The following is a 22,041-nucleotide window of genomic DNA, read 5'->3' as shown; positions in this document are numbered from 1 at the left end:
TCTTTATTCGTGAATTGAGCCCTATGGCTCATTTCCAATGGGCAAAAGTCTCCGGACAGAAAAACGGTGCGCGCGATCATGTTCACTTCCTTGAAAGGCATTTATCCCGATCCGTCGGCGGGCGAGCGGCTGCCCTCGTTGATCGCCGATATCGGCCGCCACAGCGGCGAGTTTCCGGTCCTGCTTGCCAACCATCTTCCCATGGTGCTCGAAGCCATGGGACGGCTCGGCGCTTCACCCGCGCGGCTGGAAGAATATGCGGAGCATTACACGCGCATTCATGCCGTTCCCTTTCCGGCGGCGCAGCTCGGACAGCTCGATGCCTCGAACTGGGAAACGGTGCTGGGGCAGCGCGAGCATGAGGGCGACCTGCGGCGCTTCTTCCAGGGGGTCGTTGGCGAGATAGGCGGGCACGCAGCCATCCGACGTTACCTGCCACGCCTCTTTCCCGGCGTTGCCGCTTCCGCCACCCATGGATTGATGAGGCTCGCCTATGCGGTGCTTCGCAGCGACGATACCGAGATTGCCGTCGCGCTCGGCTACTGGGCTGCCACCTACCTGTCTTACGACGCCATTCCGGCCGATCGCCGGCGCGACGCCATCGATCCGGTCTCTCTTTTGCTCGACATGCATGCCGATCCGCGGCTTCGCAATATCGATGCGCCGACCTATCTGCTTTGGAAATGGATCGAGGCCGTGGGCAAGGTGCCGGCGTTTCGGGAGCGGCTCGGGCGTTTGGCGCCGTCGCCGGATCTGCTGGGCCGCATGCGTCCCGCATCCCTTGCGCTCTTTGCGGCGACAATGAGTTTCGAGGCGCTGCATGCCGTCACCGGCTGCCATTGGCTGCGGCTCGTCAGTCCCCATCTGGATGAGCCGCAACGCCTCGCCATGCATTTCTGGGAAGTCGTCATGGCGCTCTATACCAAGATTGATATGCCGACGCTGCCCTCGCCGGAGGTTCTCGACCAATGGCGCACCGTGCGGGTGCCGCCGGATGAGATTATTGCCGCCGCTGCCGTCGCCTCAAATGACGAACACGACCATTCGCTGGTGTTTTCGGCATTCGAGGAGTTTCGCGATACCGGCGATCCGCTCTACAAGGTCGTCGCCGCGCGCCGCATGGGCTTAATCGATTTCGATGCGAATGCCCTTCAGGGGCAAGTCACGGGCTGAACGTCGGGCGTATTCTTAGCGCCCTGAGGACAGATGACGGGCCGGTGCCTCAGGCAGCGCCACCGTCGAAGCAATATTCCGGCTGGAAATGGATCTTGTCGTAGCCGTCGAGCGATCGGTAGAAATGCTCGATATCGGCCTTGAAGAGGCCGCGGCAGATGCCGGCAACGAGTTTCGGCACGCCGGATTTCAGTCCGGTGATGCCGTTGCACACAGGCCCAAGGCTCGGGATCGCCGCATTGTTGAAGACATGGATGTTGGCGAGCATCGGCAAAGAGCCCGGCGTCTTCTCCAGGAATTCGAAAGCCGGGCCCAGATAGGGATAGGCCAGGAGATCGCGGTCATCCTCCCCCTCGTTCGGGATGAAGCGGTTCGCCCATGTCGCAACCGAACCGATCAGGTTAGAAAGCTCCGGCCGGGATGAAAGATCGACGCGATAGCCCGTGCCGAGCAGGAGGTGATCGAACCGAAAATCGCCGGCCGCGGTTTCTATGCAAATCTTCTCGCCCTCCATGGCGACCGACCGCATATAGGCGCCCGTCACCAGCCGGCACGCCTCGTATGCCATGGCGCGGTTGAACATCTCGTTGGTCGGCGGTGTCTTGAAGGCAAACATCCGCCGGGTAAATCTGTAGCGGCTGTGATCATCGAGATCGGCGAAATGGTTGAGAAAGCCGGGGAAATTCGACCAATCGAGCAGTTCCGTGCGAGGCAGGACAGTCGAGCGCGCCAGAACCGTCACGGATTCAGCGCCAGCCTCGAGAGCCGCGACCGCCCAGTCGAAGCTGGATGCGGCCGCACCGAGCACGCCGATCTGTTTGCCGGCAAAGAAGCCGGTATCGATCTCGTCACCGCTATGGGTCCAGTGCTGACGTGGAAGGTTTTCACGGATTGCGTCCGGCACGTTCAGGCTGCCCGCCCCTTCGAGGCCGGTGGCCAGCACGACCTTGCGGCAGGAAAGCTCTCCTAGCACTCCTTCTCGTTCCACAAGGAGGCGCAGATGCCCTTCGTCGGGCTCGATCCGGATCAGTTTTGTATCGTTGTAAACATTGAGTGCAAGGACCGATCTGAACCAGCTGAGATATGCCATCCAGTCGATCCGATCGATCTTGTCCAGCGTCTCCCAATGTTGCGACCCATATGTAGCCTCGTGCCAGGCCCGATAGGTCAATGACGGAATTCCGAGATCCGGCCCGGTGAGGGTCTTGGGCGAACGCAATGTGCGCATGCGCGCCGTGGTGATCCAGGGTCCTTCGCGGCCTTCCGGTGCAGCATCGATGAGGAGTACGCGCTGGACGCCCTGCCGCTTCAGCCCGAACGCAACCGACAGGCCCGAGAGGCCTGCTCCCACAATGACGACATCTGATATCGCCTCGCCGGATGCGCGGCGTCGTTCCGGCACCCACTCGCGCAGGCCGACTTCTATCGTTGCGAGGTCGCGCGCAACCTGCGCTTCAAGTGCGGCGACGGCCGCGGCACCATATGCGGGGCGGTGTGAGGCTGAAACATCCGTTGGCGATGGCTGCATGGCGACATTTCTCCGGGAAACGACACCAAGGTATCGAGAGAGGGAAAGTTGTAAAGTGTTTGATTGTGTTGTTTTCATTTTTTTCGCACACGCACTCTCCTTCGCAACGCAAACGGCCGCTCCCTTCTGAGAACGAAACGAGGAAATATAGAATGGAGAAATATCTCTGCGAAAACAATAAGATGAAAAACTAGACGCTACTGCCTTAAAATAAATCAGACCGCGGCTACGCATTGATCATCCTGCAAAAGGATTAATCAGAGAGATGGACTTCGGTATGTTTTTTGTGATAGATGTGAATTTTTGTTTGACTTGAGTGTGGTCATAGCTAACCTGCCTTCATCCGGTTCAAAAACAGAAGGGGTTGGCGATCCATGATGAAACTATCCTCACCATGCATGACCATTAAAGCAGGCAGGCTGGCGGTATCGGCGCTCGCGCTCGTGGCTTCTGCTGCCTACGCCGAGGCGAAGTCGCTCGATGGCGTAACGCTGACGATCGCCTCCATGAACGACGGCTTCGCGAACGTCCTTCAGGCGCTCGCCCCAGCCTTCAAGGAGGAGACGGGCGCGGACGTCAAGGTCGAGATCATGGACTATGGCACGCTGCTGACCAAGACGACCGCCGACTTCATTGGCGACACCAAGGGCTATGACCTTGTCACCATGGACATCGTTTGGGCGGGCGCCTATGCGGAGAACAAGTATACGGTTGACCTGACCGACAGGGTAAAGCGCGATGCGGCGGAGCTCGATCTCGACGATATCTATCCGGTGATCCTTGAATCGCTCGGGCAATATGACGGCAAATATGTTGCCTATCCGCTTGCGGCCTATGCCAACGTTCTGGCCTATCGCAAGGACTTGTTGGAAGCAGCCGGCCTGAAGCCGCCGGCGAACATGGAAGAGCTTGTCCAGGACGCCCTGAAACTCAACGACCCGTCCAAGAAGCAGTATGGCTTTGTCGCCAATGGCCAGAAGGGGCCTGCGGTCGCACAGGACTGGATGCAGTATAACAATCAGCTTGGCGGCTCAATTCTCAACAAGGATGGCAAACCGGCGCTGAACTCCGAAGCCAATATCAAGAGCCTCGAGGTTTACAAGCAGCTCTTCACGGAGGCAGCACCTCCCGGCGCAATCGAATACGATTGGGGCGGTCGCGAAGAAAGTTTCCGTCAGGGGCTCGCAGCCTTCATGCAGACGTGGTCCGTCGGTGCGACGTCCTATTCCGATCCGAAGGTCTCCAACGTGGTCGGCAAGGTTGGCATTTCGGTCGCTCCGGTCGCAACGGGCATGACGCCGCAATACGGCGTCGGCGGCTGGGGTCTATCGATCAATGCCGACATCGACGCCTCCAAGCAGGACGCTGCCTGGACATTTATCAAGTGGATCAGCAGCAAGAAGGTCCACAAGGAGTTCAACATGCTCGGGGCGGGTGGCTTCATCCGCAAGAGCGAGCTCGACGACCCTGATCTCAACGCGAAATTCGACTTCCTGCCGGTTCTCAAGGAAACTTATGAGCACGGCAATGGCGAATTCCGCCCGCGCATTCCCCAGTATCCGGAAATCCAGGATCTGCTTGGCACTGCCGTGAACTCGGCTCTCTCTGGCTCGGTTACGCCAAAGGATGCGCTGGACAAAGCCCAGGCGGCAGCCGAAAAACTGTTCTGACAGACTTTGACGCCCGCCATCCGAGGAAAGGGTGGCGGGCCGACCTTCAATGCAACCTGAGTAAAGTTGCGAGCCATATGACAGGCGCTGGCTGTTCCCGTGATAGCCTGCCGAATTTAGAGTGGAGCGTTGGACCTGTGCGCTACAGCTTCTCAGACCGCCGCAGGTTTTTCCTGTTCTTCATGGCCGCGCCCGCCGTCATATATGTCGCAGCTGTAGGATTGTGGCCCCTTGGACAGGGCATCTGGTACAGCTTCTATAAATACCATCTTCTGCGTCCGGCCCGCACCCAGTTCGTCGGCCTCCAGAACTACTTCGACATCTTCTCGGATCCGTCGGCCCGCAAGGCCATTCTCAATACCTTTCAGTTCACGATCTTCAGCGTCGGGCTGCAGCTGGTTTTCGGCTTCTGCCTTGCGCTGCTCCTGTGGCGCGACAGTCGCTTTAATCGCATCGTCCTTGCCTTCCTGCTCATTCCAGCCACGATCACCCCGCTTGTGGTCGGCCTGATCTTCAAGGCGTTGCTCGGTGCGGACTACGGTATGATCGGCTACTTCCTGTCAGAGGCCGGGATCGGGCCGCGCAGCGGCCTGCTGACGGACGGCAGCACGGCGCTTTGGGTGCTGATCTTTATCGATTGCTGGGAATGGACGCCCCTGATGGCGCTGATCCTGCTCGCAGGATTGAAAGCGCTGCCGGCAGACGTGCTGGAGGCGGGGCTGGTCGATGGCGCAACGGCCTGGCAGCGCTTTCGGATGCTCATCCTGCCGTTGATGCTGCCATCGGTTTTCCTGGCGCTCACGCTGAGAAGCATGGATGCCTTCCGCGTGTTCGATTCCGTCTTCGTCACGACCGGGGGTGGACCCGACGACGCCACGAACACGTTGATGATGCTCGGCGTCAAGGAAGGGCTGCAATTCTTCAATGTCGGCTATGCGTCGGCGGTCGGCAACGTCACACTGCTGTTTATAGCGCTGATGGCGACCGCGCTGATGCTTGTGGTGCGCCGCGCCGATGTGCGGATCAATGGGAAGTAATGCGATGGCCATGGTTTCCAAACGACGCGTCTTTCTCGAGCGGACTACCATTCTCACCATCACCGTGCTCTTCCTGCTGCCGGTATGCTGGCTGATTTCCACGGCCTATAAGCCCTCGAACCAGATCTTCTCCGTGCCGCCGCGGTTGTTCTTCGAGCCAACGCTCGACCAGTTCCGCAAGGCCTTTGCGGCTTTCGACGTATTCTCGCTGGTGCGCTCATCGCTTGTCATCAGCGTCGGCACGACGCTTCTGTCGCTGCTGCTCGGCACTCCCGCAGGCTATGCTCTGGCAAGATCGAAATCCCGGTATGCCGCGGGCTTTGCCTATTTCTTCCTGGCAATCCGCATGATCCCGGCAATCGCCGCCCTGATCCCCTTCTATTTGCTCATGCGGGACATCGGCCTGCTCGGAAGCTGGTGGGCGGTCATCGTTTTCAACACCATGCTCAACTGTGCCTTCGTGACCTGGATGATGTTCTCCTACTTCAAGTCGCTGCCTCCAGATATGGAAGAGGCGGCACTGACCGATGGCTGCACGCAGATGGGTGCCTTCCTCAAGGTCGCTGTGCCGACCACCCGTTCGGGCATGATCGCTTGCGCCCTGTTCTGCATGATGTTTTCCTGGAACGACTTCCTTCATCCGATGTTCCTCACGACACTCGATTCCAAGCCGATATCGGTCGCGTTGCTGACCGCCTATGGTACCAAGGACATCACCTGGGGCACGCTCGGCGCGCTCGCCCACTTCTCAACAATTCCGATTGTCCTGATGGCGCTGTTCATGAATCGCTACTTCGTTCAGGGCGCTACGAACGGCGTACAGTAGGACCCAGATCCATGGCCCAGATTTCGTTTCAGAACGTGTCCAAGACCTATGCGGGCGGCAAGTCCGCTGCGTTGACGGACTTCAGCCTCTCGATCAACGACGGCGAGTTCATGGTGCTTGTCGGTCCGTCGGGCTGTGGCAAGACCACGGCGCTGCGCATGATCGCGGGCCTCGAGGAGATCACTGGCGGCACGCTCCGGATCAACGATACCGTCGCCAACGATCTTGCCCCGCGCGAGCGCAATATCGCCATGGTGTTCCAGTCCTACGCGCTCTATCCGCATCTGACCGTCGGCGAAAACATCGCGTTCGGACTGAAGGTTCGCGGCGCCAAGCCCGAGGAGGTGGCGGCGAAGGTTCGCGAAACGGCTGCGCTGCTCGAACTGACGGAATTCCTCGACCGGAAGCCGGCGCGCCTTTCTGGTGGCCAGCGCCAGCGCGTCGCCATGGGGCGGGCGCTGGTTCGCTCGCCCAACGCCTTTCTCATGGACGAACCGCTTTCGAACCTCGACGCTCGACTGCGTGGCCAGATGCGGACAGAGATTTCGAGGCTGCAGCGCATGCGGGCGGTCACCACGGTCTATGTGACGCACGACCAGGTGGAGGCGATGACGATGGGTCATCGCGTCGCGGTGATGAACAAGGGAACGCTGCAGCAGCTCGATGCCCCTCGCAGGCTCTACGACAATCCGGTGAATATGTTCGTTGCGAGCTTCATAGGCTCGCCGCCGATCAATTTCATGGAGGCGACCCTCGTCGGTCGCGATGGCGCACCGGCCTTGCAGATCGGTCCCTTCCTGCTCCCGCTTCCGGCCTCGGCAGACCGGCTGGCCGGGCGCATTGGCGGGAAGGTTGTCGCCGGCATCCGCCCCGAAGCCTTCAAAGTGACCACGGGCTCGACGGGACCCGGAACCCTCTCCGCCAGGGTGCTGTTCGTCGAGGATCTGGGAGCCGACCTGCTGCTGCATCTGGATTCTGGCGAGATCGCCATGGGCCATGCCGACATGATCGAGGACGAGCGCGATGTGATGAAGTCGTCGCCGAAGCTGAAGGCCATGATCGACGGCAGCCATCGCATCAGCCGCGACGAGAACGTGTCCTTCGCCATCGATCCGGGGGCCATCCTCGTTTTTGATGCGCAAACGGGAGTAACCTTGTGACGAGTCCGGCAACCGGCGGATTCTGGCCGCTCGGCGGTCCCGTCTCCAAGGCGGAGATCGCGCTCATCATCATCGACATGCAGGTGGATTTCTGCGCCCCCGGCGGTTGGGTCGACCAACTCGGCGAGGATGTCTCCAACACCCGCTCCGTCATCGCGCCGATCCGCGATGTTCTCGAGGCTGCCCGGGCGGCGGAGGTCACCGTTATTCACACCCGAGAGGGGCACCGACCCGATCTTTCGGACCTGCATGCCAACAAGCAATGGCGCACCCGCGTCCACGGGCTAGGCATTGGCGACAAGGGCAAGACCGGCCGTATCCTGGTGCGTGGCGAACCGGGCTGGCAGATCATTCCTGAACTAAGCCCCGTCGAGGGAGAACTGGTGATCGACAAGCCGGGCAAGTCGTCATTCCACCGCACGGAACTGGCGGACGAACTGAAAAAGCGCGGCATCTCTCGCCTTGTCGTCACCGGTGTCACCTCGGATTGTTGCGTGCAATCCACCATGCGCGACGGTTTCGAATACGGCATCGAGTGCGTGCTTCTCGAAGACTGCACGGCGGCGGTCGAAACACCCAATCACGAAGCGACGATCGAAATCCTTGGGGCATTCGGCGGGCGCTGGGGCGGCGTCTCCGACCGGGCAGCATTCAAGGCCATGCTGGAGATGCTCGATGGCTGAGCGCGACATGAAAAACTTCGCCGCCATCGCCGCCAATCCCTATTCCTGGCCCTTCGACGGGGTCTGGTCGGCGAGGGACACCGCGCTTCTGCTCCTCGGCTTCCAGAACGGCAACATCGCCGCGCTGTCGGCCGAGCGGGAGCTCGAAGCCGCCATGGAACTGCTCGAAGGGGCCAAGAAAGCCGGCCTTACCGTCGTTGCCGCCCGCCGTGGCGCAGACCCGTCCGAAAGCGCGATGGCGGCTCGCCGTCGTCTCCTCGGCGACCATGTTCCCGCCAGGCATTCTGCCGAATGGGCGCTGAGCGACAGGCTGGAGCTGCCCGGTGACGCAATCCTCGTCGATCATGGTGGCGACAGCGCATTCTTCCGCACGGGGCTTGAGGATGAGCTGCGCCAACGCGGCGTGCGGAACCTGCTCGTGACCGGTCTCCCGACCGAGGGCATCGTTCACGCCACCCAGCGTGCGGCCAACGACATGGGTTTCGAGTGCCTGGCGGTGGCAGATGCCTGCAAGGGCACCTCGCCTCTGCGCCACAGCGCGCAATTGCGCATCACAACATTCGGCAACGGCCTTTTCGGCACGGTTGCCGCCACCGCCGGCGTCCTGGCGGCACTAACGACATTTCAGGAGTAGCATCATGTCAGAATTCATCTGGTCCGACGCCACAGGCAGCCTCGATCTCACCACGCTCGGCAAGGCTTATGCTACCGGTGAACTGACGCCGACCCGCGTCGTCAACGCCATCTATGACCGCATCGAAGCGCGCGGCGACGACCACGTCTGGACCTATCTCGTGCCGCGCGCGACCGCGCTCAAGGCTGCAGCCGGGCTGGAGGCCGCCGGCCGTGATGGACGACCGCTCTGGGGAGTCCCCTTCTCGGTGAAGGACTGCAACGATATCGTCGGCCTGCCGACGACGAATGCGCTCAAGGAAAGCGCCTATGTCGCCCAGTCCTCCGGCCAGGCGCTCGACCGCCTTTTCGAGGCCGGCGCGCTTCTCATCGGCAAGACCAATATGGATCAGTTCGGCATCGGTCTGGTGGGGATGCGCACACCCTATGGCGCCTGCTCCTCCGTCTTCGACGAACGTTATATTTCCGGGGGGTCGAGCTCGGGCTCCGGCGTTTCCGTGGCCGCCGGGCTTTCGAGCTTTTCTATCGCCAACGATGCCGCCGGCTCGGGGCGCGTACCCGCAGGCTTCAACAATATCGTGGGCATCAAGCCGACGCCCGGTCTGGTCAGCAATGCCTGTGTTTCCGGCGGCGGCTGCGTAAAGACCATCGAAACGCTCTCCGTATTCTCGCTGACAGTCGAGGACGGCATGAGCGTGCTGAAGCTGATGGCAGGTTATGACCCGTCCTATCCCTTCTCGAAGCCGGAAGCCGACGACGTGCAGCTCACTCCCGTCGCGCCGCCGCCGCGCTTCCGTTTCGGCGTGCCGGCCGGCGATGCGCTTCGTTTCTTCGGTGACGCCGAAGCCGAGCGCCTGTTCGGCGAAGCTGTCGAACGGCTGATCGCCATGGGCGGCGAGAAGGTCGAGGTGGATTTCACGCCGTTCGAGGAAACGCAACGCATTCTCTATGACGGCCCCTGGATTTCCGAACGCGCGCTCAGCCTCGACAGCGTGCTGGAGAAGTATCGGGATGCGATCCATCCGGTAACGCGGCAGATCCTCTCGAAATCCGGCAACTTCAACGCCATCGACACCTTCGCGGCAATCCATCGCATTGCCGAACTCAAGCGCGACACGCGCGCCGTATGGAAGGACATCGCCGTTCTGATGGTGCCCACGACGCCGACGATCTACACAAAGGAGGAGATCGCCGCGAACCCGATCGAGCTGAACAGCAAGCTCGGCATCTATACGAACTTCGTTAACCTCATGGGGCTTTGCGGTATTGCCGTTCCAAACGGCTTCCGAAAGGACGGACTGGCGCTCGGCGTCACGTTCCTGGCACCGGGTTTTGAGGAGGCGCGCGCAGCCGGCATAGCTGCCGCCTTCCACAAGGCAACGGGCCTCAAGCTGGCCAAGTTCGACAACCCTTATCCGGAAGTCGTCGAACAGCCGCTGCCGGAAGGCTATCGGGAGATCGCCGTGGTCGGCGCCCATCTTTCCGGCATGCCGCTCAACCACGAACTTGTCGAGCGCGGTGGCTTCTTCCGCCGGTCCATGGCCACCAGCAGCGACTACAGGCTCTACGCGCTGACCGCAGCTGTTCCGGCCAAACCGGGCCTAATCCGCGCCGAAGGTGGTGCGCCGGTCGCCATCGAGATTTGGGCACTGCCGGTTGCCGGTTTCGGCGATTTCATCGGCCGCATTCCCGCGCCGCTCGGGGTCGGCAAGCTGACGCTTGACGACGGTTCGCAGGTGACCGGCTTTCTCTGTGAAAATGCGGCCATCGCCGGCCAGCCGGATATCACTGGTTATGGCGGCTGGCGTGCCTATTGCGCGCAAAGCGCCTGAAAACGATCCAGTGACCTGTTCGCCGGGTCCATGGTGATGCGAACTTCGGATCCATCGCACATCGAGTTTCGATGAAGCCTATGAAAAGGGCGAAAGGAGCGGCAGGTGAAGGAGAGATGGCCAGCCTCCGGTTGCCAAGGGAACGATTTTGGCGAGCCCGACCTGTTGCTGCCACCGGCATGTCAACGCCGGTAGCATTTGTGATCATATGCCGATGGCGATCGTGTCGCCTATCTTGCGCTTTCGGGGAAGGTCGGCAGGCGCGAAATATGGGTGGGATCGTGTTGGATGACGAGCGTTGCGTTCAGCCCCGCTGCAATCGCTTCGAGGCGTTCCATCGATGCAAGCGTGTCGGCACGGTTTTCATTGAAACCCGGCACGCCGTGGGTGGCCAGATTATCCTCGAAATGTACGACATCGCCGGACAGCAGGACCGGCCCCATCTTTGCAAGCTTTACCAGGAGGGCGGCTTCCCCTTTCGTGTGACCGGGCATCGACAGCATCATCACGGAACCGTCGCCGAAAACGTCACGGTCACCCGTCACGAGGTCGAGTTTCGCCTTCCCATCGAGCCAGGGTTTGACGAGATCCGGTACGACCGCGAAGGGCGGAGGATTGTCGTGAAAAGTCTGCCAATCGGCGGCGCCGATCATAAGCGTGGCTTTCGAAAAGGTCGCAGCCTGCCCGAGATGGTCGAAATGGTTGTGGCTGATGCCGACGGTTGCGATTTGCTCCGGTTTGATGCCTATCTGTTTCAACTGGGTCGGGATGTCGGTTTTGAGCGAGACGCCGATGGGCGCATCCTGATCGGGTGCCTTGCCGATGATGCCGGCAGGAAGCCCGGTATCCCAAAGCAGGTAGTCGCCACCGTGGCGGATCACGTAGCAGCTGTCCGTCAGCGCGCCCTTCTTACCGGCAAAAGCGAAGGTGTCCGAAAACATCGATAAATCCTTGACGATGACGTCGCCGCAGTCGAGACGCCAGAGTTCAAGGTCAAGGTCTGAAGCAGCGCGTGTCGGCGTGGAAGCGAAAGACAGCGATGCGACCGCTGCCCCGATGGCAAGCGCAAATTTGAAGGTCTTCATGAAGGTCTCCTTGTCTTGAAGACCCTTCTTGTGCCGCCCTTCGCCATTCGGCATGCGCCAGATTTGTGATCACTTGGGCCCGAAACGCTCACCCGCGGTATTTTTTCTTGCCGCGCCTTCTCATACATTGCGCTTATGAACATGATGATCCGCGACCGACGTTCCGAGCTTTCCCACCGCCTGCTCGATCGACTCCGCCCCATGGTGGCGGGAAAGCTCGATGTCGGGATGCATCCTTATGGCGAGCAGCTTTTCGCCTATTGCTGCTTCGACCGCGAACGGGTGGCAGCTCTTCGACTTGATTGTCCGATGGTCTGCGTCGTGCTCTATGGCCAAAAGGACGTGTGGCTTGGCGATCGCATCCGGTCCTTTTCGGCCGGCTCGCTCTTCGTGTTGCCCGGTGGTGTGCCGATGGACGTGGTCAACATTCCGGACGATAAAACCGGCGTCTACGCAGCGTTGCGGCTCGACGTGCCGTTCCTGCCGCAGGGCATTCCACCGCTCTCCCTTGCGGAGCGTGCCCGAAGCGCCGTCGATCTCGACGCCGTGCCGCTGAGCATCGATCTCGTCGAGACGATTTGCCACGCAGCATCCACGATCGCTGATGTCAGCGTCGGCGAAACGATCAAACGGCTGAGGCTGACAGAGGTTCTGGCGCTATTGCGGCCACTTGCCGAGGCACGACCACTCTTCAGACAAAGCCTGTCGGACGATATCGCCTGGCTGATCGCAACGGCTCCTTCCGAGGCTTGGAACGTTTCTGATGTCGTAGGAAAACTTGGAATTGGAGCATCCACGCTACGACGTCGATTGGCCGCAGACGGCACGTCCTTCCGCGCAATCTTGCGGCGCGAGCGTCTGAAGGCCGCGCAACATGCAATCACATCCGGCGCTACGGCAATCGCCGCCGCCGAGGCTGCGGGCTACGTGTCGCGCTCGCACTTCTCCCGCCGGTTTCGCGAGAGTTTTGGGACGAGCCCAACAGGGCGGGCATAGCTTCGCGCAGGTCGATGAGCTTCGGCAAATCACAATATCTTGGTCTTCTCATTCCGGTTGTCGCGAAGAGATACGTGGGCAGTTTCGCCTTCATTCGAAACATCCCGATGCATTTCCGATCGATGCCTTTTAGATCGCCCCAACCATTTTCGCTGCCGCGGTCGGCGCCCTGATGGCAATAGCGGAAGCGGTTCGACGGGAGCGGGATTGCAAGGAGCGCATGCGCGGCGGTCCTCGGTGACTGGATAGATCCTGAGGATACCCAGGCGGTGATCAGTCGTGATCGCAGCGATACCCGCTTCATATGCAGCGCGAACGATCGCCTCGTGCAAGTTCTCGGGTTCGGTATCTCCGGTAAGGACCTCCAAACAGATTCTCACCGCCGTGAAGAATTCCTCACCATCGTCGGTGGGCCATTCATTCAGCAGCAGTCGCGCAGCCTCGCGAGCGGTACGGATCACCTTGCGATCTTTACCTCCCGCAAAAGCAAGAATTATCATTGGGAAACTTGTCATGATATCGAATCTCATTGTTCCTGAATTTCGTCAGACAGATTCGTTTCGACCTTGCGGGCTGCTGTCTCCAGGAGTTGCTTCAATTCTTCGTTGGTTACGCCGTCGGCTCGCATCACCATGGCGATCAGCGGATCGCGAAGAGCTTCTGATATCGTCAACTCACCATTCATTCCGGCAGTTTCGCCAGCATCGTAGATGAGCGAACATGGCGCGAGCGACCAGATCTGTGCATGCGGCGCCGCCGGATTGATGGCATCAGCGATTTCGACAGGTTCCTTCTTGGCGTCTCTCGGAGCGACGAACGGGCCTCTACTTGCGAGGTTTTTGGAAGGAGAACGGAGCTCGCCCTGATCGGTTTTGAGGTCGGCTATCCATCGGCGTCCTGGCGAGGCAGAGTGTTTCGAAAGGCATTGTTGAGCGATCTGCGAGATGGCATGCACCACGACAGCGGAACTGGTAGTGCGATAGCCTCCGTAGCTGCTCACTTGCAAATAGGGCGGCATGCCGGCTGCCGATGCGCGACCGGCTGCCACGAACTGCCCTACCGAAGGGGAATCCTCGCCGGCGAGAATGACGAACGGGTTATGGGCATAGTCTGCGATCAACCGAAGCGCAGCAGCCCCTTCCGCAGTTTCCGGCAGTGCGAAGACGTTGGCAGAAAACCGTGCAGCCAGATAAGTCGCCAGCTTGTCTGTCTTCAGACAGCCGAGATCAGCTTTTCCCGCCCAAGGGAGGTCGCTTAAGTTATTCTCGCCGATACGATCCGCATCCGCGAGAAGGAAATGGCGCGCGCCGAGGGTCGCAAGCTGGATGGCAATCTGCGAGCCAACGCCGCCGCATCCGATGATGACGAAGTCGATTTCGCGAAACCGCGCGAAGTCGCGTTGCTGATGGCAAAGAGGCGTTAGGAAGGTGTCGTGGTGATCGATTGCTGCGGAGACATATTCGTTCTCCGCCGGCATATCGGATGCCCACGACGACGCGCCGAATGCAGCACTGGTAACATTGGGGCTCTGTTCCTCGACAGCATCAGCACTATTGCCGGTGAACAGAGCCCCTCTGCCGCCTCGCCCAAGGCTGTGGGCGAAGGGGTTCGGGAAATCGACGGACGCGCTAGCAGCCGCTGACAATCGTTTAGACCGAGAATTGACCATCACATCGCCTCCATCTCGCTGGGCGCAGTTACACGGGTCGTCTCGGCGCAGCGACCGTAATCCTTGCTCATCGCATGGTCGGCGGCCTTCGTGATCACGTGAAATCTGCCATCGTACCAGAGGCAGACATTGTCGCCGCTGTCATCGATCTCTCGCTGACCCATCCGCGGATCGATCGGCTCCTTGCCGCGCAGGAGCACCTGTCCGATGTTCCAGGCTTGGCGATCGAGAACTCGTTGGCGCTCGGCAAGGTGAGCCTGGCGGTGTGCAATGGGCTCTTCGGCAAGCAACTGGCTCACGAGGAACAGGATCCGGCCACTCCAGGAAGGAATGGCGGCGATGTCTGGGAGGTCGAGGAGGACATCGCCGCCGAGACGTTCGATTCCTTTCCGAGCGATATCGATGAGCGGGATTTGCCGCGCAGCATAGGCGATTATGAATGCCGTCTTCAGGGCGCGGTGCTCAGGATCCACCTCGGCGGATAGGCATGCCATGCGGAAGGCACACTCCCAGGGAATGGCGTAGGCCGTATGCAGGATGCTCTCGAGCGTCTGTAGGTCGTTCTCGTATGGGGAAACATAGCGGAATTCGCCAGGCAGGGATGCCGCCGCCGAGGTCGTATAAAACCCCAGCAGGACATGCCCTGCCTCGTGAAGCAGTTCGGCCGCAGTCGCGGCATGATCGCCGTCGCGCAATCTTTCTCTTGAAAGCGCGATCATCGCGCTGCCGGGCAATTCGTTCGAACTTGAGAAGGAACACGACGGTTCACGTCGCACGCCAACGTGAAGCGTGTGCAGGCCGGCGATTAAACGCTGATAGCCGTACACGTCCGTTTCCGCGATCAAGGCGAACGCCTTCTCCAGATGGTCGGCGATGCGATCCAATTCGGCGTCGTCCGTGATGGGGTCGTCGGGACCGGGATAGTCCGGCATGCATTGGCGGAGGAGGGCTTGCATAACATGGCTCCACGTCGGGCTCTCGATGCGGACGAGGCCAATGCCGCAGGAAAGCCGGCATGCCGGCTGGCGTTCGAGTTCAAGATCCGATGCGATCAGATCCGTCTGCAGATAGCGGCAGACGATCTGCGCATTGGGGCTGCCCGCCTGCCATTCCAGACTGCGCGCGAGCCCACCCGTCCAGGCTGCAAGCACGGCTGAGCGGTAAGGGTCGAGGCTGACCGGTCCGGCGACCGCTGGCAAAAGCTCCAGCAGGCGGCTGTATCCGCCATCTCCAAGGCCGGGGAAATAGCCCGCCAGCGCCTCTACCCCGGCCGAACAATCGGCGAGCTTCGAAGCCGCCGCGAGCGTGCGGCCATATTGGAAGCGTCGCTTCAAAAGGTTGCGAGTTGCGACGCGCTGCAGGGAGACGGTACTTGCCATCAGGGGATTGCCCTTGAGCAGGTGGCGCGCCTCATCTGCCAATTGTTGAATGTGGGTCGCGGACATCAACAGCCTCCGTGAGTTTGTCTTCTTGCGGATTAAGGTTGCATCTCGGGTGAAGATGCCCCGGTCGGGACCGCTTCGTCCGGCATTGGAACGGTGTGCGTCGTCTGTTGAGAGGCACTATTGCCCAAGGGCGTCATTCGCTCGCCAGCACCGCGTTAAAAATCCGTAAAAAGGGCATAAACAAAGAAAAAGCCCCCTCGATAGAGGAGGCTTCGAATTATGGAAAACGCACCGTCGAGGTTCAGATGGCCAGAGCTGCCTGCACCGCCGCTCGCGCGTTCGGCAGGCCTGACCCAAAGAAATAGGCCATATCGAGCGCGTCCTCGCTTTCGGCATTCATGCAATCCGCCGTCAACTTCCTCGTTCCCGGCGCGACAATGGCGTCCAGGCGGGATGCGGCCTTTAGAATTGACTTCACGTGAGGCCCCGAGAGGCGGTCACCGGGATTGTGGCGGCTCTTGTAGGCCCGCTGTATCAGGGCGCATAGCCCACCCACCTGCGCCGACGCGCCGGAGGTGCCCCCGAAAGTGGTGTAGTATCCGCCCCCGATGCCCGGATTGATTCCGAACGGCACGATGGCAGACCACGGATCGGAACCATGATTATAGCCGAAAATCCCTGACAGGTCCGTCGTCAGCAGCGAGAAGTGCGAATAATGGTATTCCCGCGTTCGAAAAGCGCCGAAGTCGTGCTGCGCCGCAAATGGAGAAAGCCGGTCGAGGCGCAACTGATGCCTGTTGAAGATCTCACCGTCGTCAGAGGGGGAGACAACCGTCAATCCTTCGCCATAATTGCTGTAACCCGAACGGAAACCTTCGACGGTAACGGCCCCAACAGCAATGATGCCGTTGTTATCGGCGGCAAGACTTGCCGGATAGATCAACTGGCTTTCGCCACTGTTTCCTGCGGCGCAGACTATCGGGATGTGCCGGCTGATGGCGAGGATGAGTTGTTTGAGAATATGCCACGGGCGATCCGGATTGGATCCTTTCTGCGCGGCTTTCGGCTCCAGTTCGGGGCCACCCTGATCAGCAACGGCAATGCGCGTGAACAGATTGGCGGCATCCTGGTTTTTCCATAATTCCAGGTCCGCCTTCAGCTCGTTCTTCGGATCAACGATGCTGCGTTTGGGGTCAGGCAGACCGCGCGGCATGACGATCACGTCAACTCTCTGATGATAGGCATAGAGAAAGGCCGCAATGAACTGCCTGACATCGTCTTCGAAGGACGTTCTGATCGAGATGAGCCTTGAGAAAGGATCAACGCCAAAATAGGGGATGACATTGCGATTGCCGCTCGTACGCAGTTCGTCACCATTCCCGTAGAAGGCTCCTTCCGGCGGGAGGCTTGGTGTGCCTTCTTCGGCAACAACAGCGGGTTCGCCGACAATCAGACCCGCGCAGCAGGTACCATGCGATGCGAACAGCGATTCCGGATTGTAGAGCCGCCGGAGAACCCCCTCCGACGCGGCGTATTCGGCAACCAGGTCACTGAGATAGTCCTGGTCGTCATTCGAAAGGCCGATATTGCCGAGCGGAGCGATGTTGAGCCCGGCAAAGAAGGCATGTCTTTCCTCACGGTCAAAGGACGTGGTCGTATCGAGAATCTCGAGCACGCGCGCGCCGTAACGATGGGTCGTCAAATCGATTGACGCTTCCCGGTCAAGCCGGGTTGCCAGATTGGGATGGTCAGGAGATACGCCGACATCGATCAGCGCGACCCGTGCCGGTCGCAACGGGCCGGCGGAAGCGATGGCATCCCAGACCGTGCCGGTGATGAGGGGATCTGGGAGCGCGCGTGCGGCGCTCGCATCGAGCGCGGGGTGAGCAGGCGGAGCCGATCCATATTCTGCGTCGACGACGCCAAGGGCAGTCAGGTGCCAGAGATAATAGTAGTCGATCGGCGCGGGCTCAGGCATTTGTGTTTGATCCGTCATGGTTATCATCCTGTTGAGCAGCAGCTGGCGAATTCAGACCCATTCGTCGTGTACGGCCTGGAACAGAGGACCGAACGCGTCGTGGAGGTAGGGAGCGAAGCGTCGGGCGAGATCTCGCCCCGCCTGCGTGTCGCTCGGATAGTGCAGGCCGGCCCATTCACGGTTTTCGGCGACGTTCTGGGCGATGCGGGCAAGCTCGTCGGTGGCCGGATGTTCCGGCAGGATCGTCGAGAACGCGAAGGCGATCGAAAAGCACTGGAACGAGTGGTTGCTGGGATAGGACTCGTGGGCAGGCACGGCCAGTAGCGGTCGCAGCATGGGCTCGAACTGGTTTGGCCGCAGCCGGTTAAACTGGCTTTTGTAGATCAGCCCGACATATTCGCAGGCCGTCAGGATCGCCTGGAAAAGGCCTTCTGTCTGCTCGAAGCCGCCGAGATCCTCGATGTGCAGTGCGCGAGTGAATTCCGCCACGGAGATCGTCGCTTCGATCTCGATGTCGGGCAGGCGCCGCGCACGTTCGCGGTCGCGGCGTTGCATGGAAAGCAGCACCGTCGTCTCGAGGCGGGTATAATCCGGGCCGGGCGGCGGAAGTATATCCAGCATTTCCCAGGTGAAGCGCCGCGCCGCGGTATAGGCGTTGCGTGACGGCTGTTGGTGCAGCCTGCGCAGTTCGAAGGAGGGGATAAGCTGCGACACGCCGAGACTGGCGCCGTCCATCGTCGACTTGTTCTTGTTTTTGTTCTTATTTTTATTCTTGTTTTTGTTCAGCGACGCCTTGTTGAGCACCGACTTGTTCGCGACGCTCTTGTTGAGGACCGAGGCTACCGCCATCGTCGCCATCATGGGCCCGGCCATGGGCGATGCATCTTCATCCGTGCCGAAGAAAAGCGCAGGTTCGGGCGATGCATCAGGCGCAGCCGGCGATGCACCGGCGAGGGGATCGGCGCTCGCATCGCCCCTTGGTTCGCATGGAAGAACCGTATCCGGCTCAATCCTGAATTTATAACTGTTTAGAAATGAAACAATTTTTGATTGTAGTTCCGGGGTGGTGTCCGCTTCCATTGCAGCCTCCTTGCGCGAAGTTCTGAAGAAATTGTCCGGGGCTCAGCGCAGCTTAGCGCCCGCCTTGAGCAGGCCGTCGATCAAGATCTGGCCGCCGCCTGTGTTGAGCAGCGGATAGCCGCTGCCGCGAAAAGCATTGATGGAGAAGCCGCCCTCGGCCGCCTCAAGACGCTGCAGGTAATGGCGCGCGCCGCCGAGATCGTCGGAATGGGCATGGCTGGAGGCAAGATAGCGTAGCAGGCTGTTGAAATTCGGCCGTGCCCGCAGGGCTTCTTCGCCTGCAGCTATGGCTGTGGCATGATCGCTTGCAAGCGCCGCTGCAATGCATTTGGTCGTATCGAAGTAATATTTGTGCGGGCTGTAGACGCCGAGCTCTTGCACCCAACGCGCCATGGCCACAGCCTTGTCGGGCTGGCCTGCATAGCAATGAAGCATGGCGTAGAGATCCCAACTGAGCGGCAGGGCCGGGTTCAGGCGGATCGATTTTTCGAACAGGTTGGCCGCGTAGTCATATTCGCAGAACAGGAACGAATGGACGTGGCCGACGAGCGCGAGCGACACCGAATTCTGCGGATCGAGTTCCAGCGCCTTGCGCGCATAGGCCTGGGCCTCCTCGATCAGATGCGCGTCGAGCACGTTGAAACGTTGGCCGACCTGGAAAGTCCGGATGAATGACAGCCAGGCAAAAGCCGATGACCGCGGTTGATACTGGATCTGTTCTTCCAGGCGCCGCTCGGCGTTATCTAGGTCACTGCGCGACAGCCGAAAGATTGCGTTGACGGCGTCGATCAGGAGGCCGTCTTGCGACAATCGGCCGTCGTTTGCCTGGGTCTCCTGGAAATAGGCCAGCTGATCGATGGCCTGGCTGATCAGCGCAGCGGCGGTGCCGAACTCGCCTCGCTCGAACTGCATGCGGTTGATTGGCTGACTGCCCAGCCAATGAATACGGTTGTTGATCAGGTGCTTCATCACCAGTTCGATCAGCACCATGTCACCGTCAAACGTCAGGCGAAGCTGTAGGCATATCGGAAGGCTGATTTGCTGTTCGTTCTCTTCAATATCCGGCAGGGTGAAGGAGAGGTCGGTGACACCAATGGCCAACCCGTCGATGACGGCTTTTGCAATGAGATTCTGGAACCGTGTCGCAGCAATTTGTCCGCCCTCTGCAGCGCCCACCACTATGGGTGACTGAAGGGCCATCACCCATCGCCAGTCACCGGAAGCCCGCCGCGGATTTGGGTCGCTACTGGCGATTTCCACGGGTTTGCCTGGCCTCGGCGTATCCGGGGCGCCCGTCAGCGGCAGCAGGGCGGAATGTTTGGCGATATCGCGGCTTGGCTGCTGTCGCGGCTCGAATACATCATGGACTTGGCCTTCATCGAGCCGGCGATACCAGTTCTGCCGTTCCAGTGCTAACCAGTCCTCGAATTCCGGATCGCGGATGTCGATACCTTCGAGCAATTCATCGGTGATTTGATCCGCGGGCCGCTCCGTCCGAACCACGAGGTCGGTATCGAGTACGAGGCGATCCATATCCAGCCAAACGGTATTCTTATCCGTAATCAAGAGATTACGTGCTGGCCCCAGAGTCTTATGAATGTCGAAAAGAGCCTGGCGCAGACTAGCTGCTGCCTGGTCGTCGGAGCGGTCGCTCCACAATTTGTCCCTAAGCCAGATTCTCGAGCGCGACCCACGGGCGGACAATGCAAGCATCGCCAGAAGAGCCTGGGCCTTTTTTGATTTCGGAGTAACCGACCGACCTCCGGCGTCCACAAGGGCGAAAGGCCCGAGCAGGAACATCCGAAACGGATTTTGCTCCTTGTCCATGCAATCCACCGGCCCCGCCCCCGTTGCCTCCGATGTGCTGGTTTGGCAGCTCGAAGACCTAGCATGCGGAGGCCAGTCTGCCACAACTTCGGCGTCTGGCAAGCAACCGATAAGGGAAACCGGAACTCCAAAAGGCAAATCGATACTTCGGCGATGGTTGAACTGAAGCATAACCGGCTGAAATCCCTCTGCATAACTTCACAAAATGGCCGTAGCACCCCACCGTCAAAGCAGCGTCAAAGGAATGTTGTTTAGGTGACGTCACTCTGCAGGCGCCGCCAAAGACTGCCAACTATTCACAGAGAATAGCGGGATCGATTTTAGGAAAAATACGACTATGCTCAGCTCTGTCGGATTTGAGATGCGCAGGTGCAGGCAGCGGCCAAGAAGCTTTGTGAAGCGGTGCGCGATTTGAAGAGCGATTGCGCTCTACGATCATCTCAACATGATCGAAACAAACGGTTGATCACCCGGGACGCCACACACCGAAGCGGAGCGCATCAATCTTCGCGGGGAATGGCACGTGTTAACATCGGTTTGCCGTTGCGCCTTCGGAGGTCGGACCGATGCGAGCCGCGGGCGGAAACCCTGTCGCAGTCGACGGCAATCTGGACCTCTTCTCGGAGGCAGAAACCCTTGTCGTTTATCGCGAGTTCTTAAATCCCCGACCCGTCGAGCTGCTCGGTGTCGTCGCCTTCCCAGGGCGAGGGCATCGAGCTGCGACTGAGGTTTGCCGCGGGCATCGGCATCCAACACTTCAATTCCGGCTCAGCATATTCGATGATGTGTCCGGGGGAGGAATCAGAGGCGCGCCAGCCCTCTCCACCGAACTGATCGCCGTTCGACCAATACGCAAGGTCAACTTCTGCCGGCCCCTGTTCGGACGGGCGGATCGTGACCAAGATCCGACTACCGTCTTTCGGGGCGTTTTCCATGTGGCGCCACCGGTCTGGCTGGTCCATCGTATTTCCTCCTGCCTTGCTGCACGTTGCAACTGTCGTCTAGCCATCGAGGTCGGTCAACTCAAACTGCATGCAAACCATCCTCTCTCGATCGACTACCGATCGCGATGGTTGACCCGTCGTCGGCATTGGCGTGACGGTCGTCAATTTCGGCTTCCATTGGACATTGACCGCCGCCCCTCGCCTCGGGCGGCTAGGACGCCTCGCATACCTGATTCAGAATTCTGGCAGCAAGCGCGGCTTTGCGACGGTGCCGCTGCGTGCGCTCGAGAGTCTTTATCCAAACTTCAGGCAGTGGCATCGCCAGTGCATTGGTGAAAACTGCGACCAAAACAGCACCGATGAAGGCTCGATCAACGACCGCGTCACTGCGCCCAGCCTTGCAAAAAACAGGCGCTGGGCGCTTTTTTATAGAGTGTTGTGTGGCAGACGAAAGCGCCTGCAACGGTCGCAATTGCCGATAAGGTTGTGATCATGGAAATAGATGCTGATTTGTTCTGAAATGTGCACTGGGAGG

Annotated in this window: 18 protein-coding genes and 1 pseudogene; 10 read left to right on the top strand and 9 right to left on the bottom strand. The window is 60.0% G+C overall.

Going from position 1 to position 22,041, the window contains the following annotated elements:
• The first annotated feature begins 78 nt into the window (after nucleotides 1-78).
• Entirely contained in the window at nucleotides 79-1,173 is a 1,095-nt protein-coding gene (locus PMI11_RS06535) for a questin oxidase family protein (RefSeq protein ID WP_063826298.1), read from the top strand.
• Nucleotides 1,174-1,222: 49 nt separating this feature from the next.
• Here PMI11_RS06535 and PMI11_RS06530 read toward each other — a convergent pair whose 3' ends face one another.
• A complete protein-coding gene (locus PMI11_RS06530) occupies nucleotides 1,223-2,701 on the bottom strand; it encodes an FAD-dependent oxidoreductase (RefSeq protein ID WP_007814704.1) in 1,479 nt (492 codons plus the stop codon).
• A 374-nt stretch (nucleotides 2,702-3,075) separates the two neighbouring features.
• Between PMI11_RS06530 and PMI11_RS06525 the strand changes: the two genes are divergently transcribed.
• From PMI11_RS06525 to atzF, 7 genes are all read left to right on the top strand, one after another.
• Nucleotides 3,076-4,371 carry an ABC transporter substrate-binding protein gene (locus PMI11_RS06525; RefSeq protein WP_007814703.1) on the top strand — a complete coding sequence of 432 codons (1,296 nt, stop codon included), beginning with the start codon at nucleotides 3,076-3,078 and terminating at the stop codon, nucleotides 4,369-4,371.
• A gap of 137 nt (nucleotides 4,372-4,508) precedes the next feature.
• Nucleotides 4,509-5,408: a carbohydrate ABC transporter permease gene (locus tag PMI11_RS06520; protein ID WP_007814702.1), complete on the top strand. Its 900-nt coding sequence runs from the start codon at nucleotides 4,509-4,511 to the stop codon at nucleotides 5,406-5,408.
• 4 nt (nucleotides 5,409-5,412) lie between these two features.
• Nucleotides 5,413-6,234 (top strand): carbohydrate ABC transporter permease, encoded by an 822-nt coding sequence (locus PMI11_RS06515; protein ID WP_007814701.1) that lies wholly within the window; start codon nucleotides 5,413-5,415, stop codon nucleotides 6,232-6,234.
• An 11-nt stretch (nucleotides 6,235-6,245) separates the two neighbouring features.
• On the top strand, nucleotides 6,246-7,394 hold the full coding sequence (locus PMI11_RS06510) for an ABC transporter ATP-binding protein (RefSeq protein ID WP_007814700.1): 1,149 nt from the start codon (nucleotides 6,246-6,248) through the stop codon (nucleotides 7,392-7,394).
• Complete coding sequence (locus PMI11_RS06505) at nucleotides 7,391-8,077, top strand: cysteine hydrolase family protein (RefSeq protein ID WP_007814695.1); 687 nt, start codon at nucleotides 7,391-7,393, stop codon at nucleotides 8,075-8,077. The genes PMI11_RS06510 and PMI11_RS06505 overlap by 4 nt, the downstream gene beginning before the upstream one ends.
• Nucleotides 8,070-8,711, top strand: a complete 642-nt coding sequence (locus tag PMI11_RS06500) for a cysteine hydrolase family protein (RefSeq protein WP_007814694.1) — start codon at nucleotides 8,070-8,072, stop codon at nucleotides 8,709-8,711. Before PMI11_RS06505 ends, PMI11_RS06500 begins: the two co-directional genes overlap by 8 nt.
• Before the next feature lie 4 nt (nucleotides 8,712-8,715).
• On the top strand, nucleotides 8,716-10,542 hold the full coding sequence (atzF, locus tag PMI11_RS06495) for an allophanate hydrolase (protein ID WP_007814693.1): 1,827 nt from the start codon (nucleotides 8,716-8,718) through the stop codon (nucleotides 10,540-10,542).
• Between the two features lie 230 nt (nucleotides 10,543-10,772).
• Here atzF and PMI11_RS06490 read toward each other — a convergent pair whose 3' ends face one another.
• Nucleotides 10,773-11,627 (bottom strand): N-acyl homoserine lactonase family protein, encoded by an 855-nt coding sequence (locus tag PMI11_RS06490; RefSeq protein WP_007814692.1) that lies wholly within the window; start codon nucleotides 11,625-11,627, stop codon nucleotides 10,773-10,775.
• A 135-nt stretch (nucleotides 11,628-11,762) separates the two neighbouring features.
• Here PMI11_RS06490 and PMI11_RS06485 point away from each other — a divergent pair, with 135 nt between their 5' ends.
• Entirely contained in the window at nucleotides 11,763-12,623 is an 861-nt protein-coding gene (locus PMI11_RS06485; RefSeq protein WP_157179596.1) for a helix-turn-helix domain-containing protein, read from the top strand.
• Between the two features lie 29 nt (nucleotides 12,624-12,652).
• On the opposite strand, the gene PMI11_RS37985 is transcribed toward PMI11_RS06485, so the two are convergent.
• The 7 genes and pseudogenes from PMI11_RS37985 to PMI11_RS06445 all read right to left on the bottom strand — a co-directional run bounded on the left by PMI11_RS37985 (nucleotide 12,653) and on the right by PMI11_RS06445 (nucleotide 21,524).
• Nucleotides 12,653-13,153, bottom strand: a complete 501-nt coding sequence (locus PMI11_RS37985; RefSeq protein WP_244430538.1) for a DUF982 domain-containing protein — start codon at nucleotides 13,151-13,153, stop codon at nucleotides 12,653-12,655.
• 317 nt (nucleotides 13,154-13,470) lie between these two features.
• A pseudogene (locus PMI11_RS38485) lies at nucleotides 13,471-14,292 on the bottom strand (ThiF family adenylyltransferase); the annotation flags it as partial.
• A complete protein-coding gene (locus tag PMI11_RS06465) occupies nucleotides 14,292-15,737 on the bottom strand; it encodes an aKG-HExxH-type peptide beta-hydroxylase (RefSeq protein WP_007814688.1) in 1,446 nt (481 codons plus the stop codon). The gene PMI11_RS06465 and the pseudogene PMI11_RS38485, both read right to left, overlap by 1 nt.
• A gap of 241 nt (nucleotides 15,738-15,978) precedes the next feature.
• On the bottom strand, nucleotides 15,979-17,673 hold the full coding sequence (locus PMI11_RS06460) for a S8 family serine peptidase (protein ID WP_007814687.1): 1,695 nt from the start codon (nucleotides 17,671-17,673) through the stop codon (nucleotides 15,979-15,981).
• 33 nt (nucleotides 17,674-17,706) lie between these two features.
• On the bottom strand, nucleotides 17,707-18,735 hold the full coding sequence (locus tag PMI11_RS06455) for a phosphatase PAP2 family protein (RefSeq protein ID WP_007814686.1): 1,029 nt from the start codon (nucleotides 18,733-18,735) through the stop codon (nucleotides 17,707-17,709).
• 42 nt (nucleotides 18,736-18,777) lie between these two features.
• Nucleotides 18,778-20,733, bottom strand: coding sequence for an SARP family transcriptional regulator (locus PMI11_RS06450; RefSeq protein WP_037070803.1), 1,956 nt, complete (start codon nucleotides 20,731-20,733; stop codon nucleotides 18,778-18,780).
• Between the two features lie 485 nt (nucleotides 20,734-21,218).
• On the bottom strand, nucleotides 21,219-21,524 hold the full coding sequence (locus PMI11_RS06445) for a hypothetical protein (protein ID WP_037070802.1): 306 nt from the start codon (nucleotides 21,522-21,524) through the stop codon (nucleotides 21,219-21,221).
• 133 nt (nucleotides 21,525-21,657) lie between these two features.
• Here PMI11_RS06445 and PMI11_RS37235 point away from each other — a divergent pair, with 133 nt between their 5' ends.
• Nucleotides 21,658-21,996: a hypothetical protein gene (locus tag PMI11_RS37235; protein WP_157179595.1), complete on the top strand. Its 339-nt coding sequence runs from the start codon at nucleotides 21,658-21,660 to the stop codon at nucleotides 21,994-21,996.
• Nucleotides 21,997-22,041 lie beyond the last annotated feature (45 nt).

The sequence above is a fragment of the Rhizobium sp. CF142 genome (genome assembly GCF_000281145.1).
In the GTDB taxonomy this organism is placed as follows: domain Bacteria; phylum Pseudomonadota; class Alphaproteobacteria; order Rhizobiales; family Rhizobiaceae; genus Rhizobium.
Note: the sequence above shows the minus strand (reverse complement) of the source record. Positions and strands in the feature narration are given on the sequence as shown.

Excerpts from the sequence above, each read along its gene's own strand:
- PMI11_RS06535 (WP_063826298.1), top strand. The coding sequence starts at position 79 with ATGTTCACTTCCTTGAAAGGCATTTATCCCGATCCGTCGGCGGGCGAG.
- PMI11_RS06530 (WP_007814704.1), bottom strand. The coding sequence starts at position 2,701 with ATGCAGCCATCGCCAACGGATGTTTCAGCCTCACACCGCCCCGCATAT.
- PMI11_RS06525 (WP_007814703.1), top strand. The coding sequence starts at position 3,076 with ATGATGAAACTATCCTCACCATGCATGACCATTAAAGCAGGCAGGCTG.
- PMI11_RS06515 (WP_007814701.1), top strand. The coding sequence starts at position 5,413 with ATGGCCATGGTTTCCAAACGACGCGTCTTTCTCGAGCGGACTACCATT.
- PMI11_RS06510 (WP_007814700.1), top strand. The coding sequence starts at position 6,246 with ATGGCCCAGATTTCGTTTCAGAACGTGTCCAAGACCTATGCGGGCGGC.
- PMI11_RS06500 (WP_007814694.1), top strand. The coding sequence starts at position 8,070 with ATGGCTGAGCGCGACATGAAAAACTTCGCCGCCATCGCCGCCAATCCC.
- atzF (WP_007814693.1), top strand. The coding sequence starts at position 8,716 with ATGTCAGAATTCATCTGGTCCGACGCCACAGGCAGCCTCGATCTCACC.
- PMI11_RS06490 (WP_007814692.1), bottom strand. The coding sequence starts at position 11,627 with ATGAAGACCTTCAAATTTGCGCTTGCCATCGGGGCAGCGGTCGCATCG.
- PMI11_RS06485 (WP_157179596.1), top strand. The coding sequence starts at position 11,763 with ATGAACATGATGATCCGCGACCGACGTTCCGAGCTTTCCCACCGCCTG.
- PMI11_RS37985 (WP_244430538.1), bottom strand. The coding sequence starts at position 13,153 with ATGAGATTCGATATCATGACAAGTTTCCCAATGATAATTCTTGCTTTT.
- PMI11_RS06465 (WP_007814688.1), bottom strand. The coding sequence starts at position 15,737 with ATGTCCGCGACCCACATTCAACAATTGGCAGATGAGGCGCGCCACCTG.
- PMI11_RS06460 (WP_007814687.1), bottom strand. The coding sequence starts at position 17,673 with ATGACGGATCAAACACAAATGCCTGAGCCCGCGCCGATCGACTACTAT.
- PMI11_RS06455 (WP_007814686.1), bottom strand. The coding sequence starts at position 18,735 with ATGGAAGCGGACACCACCCCGGAACTACAATCAAAAATTGTTTCATTT.
- PMI11_RS06450 (WP_037070803.1), bottom strand. The coding sequence starts at position 20,733 with ATGCTTCAGTTCAACCATCGCCGAAGTATCGATTTGCCTTTTGGAGTT.
- PMI11_RS06445 (WP_037070802.1), bottom strand. The coding sequence starts at position 21,524 with ATGGACCAGCCAGACCGGTGGCGCCACATGGAAAACGCCCCGAAAGAC.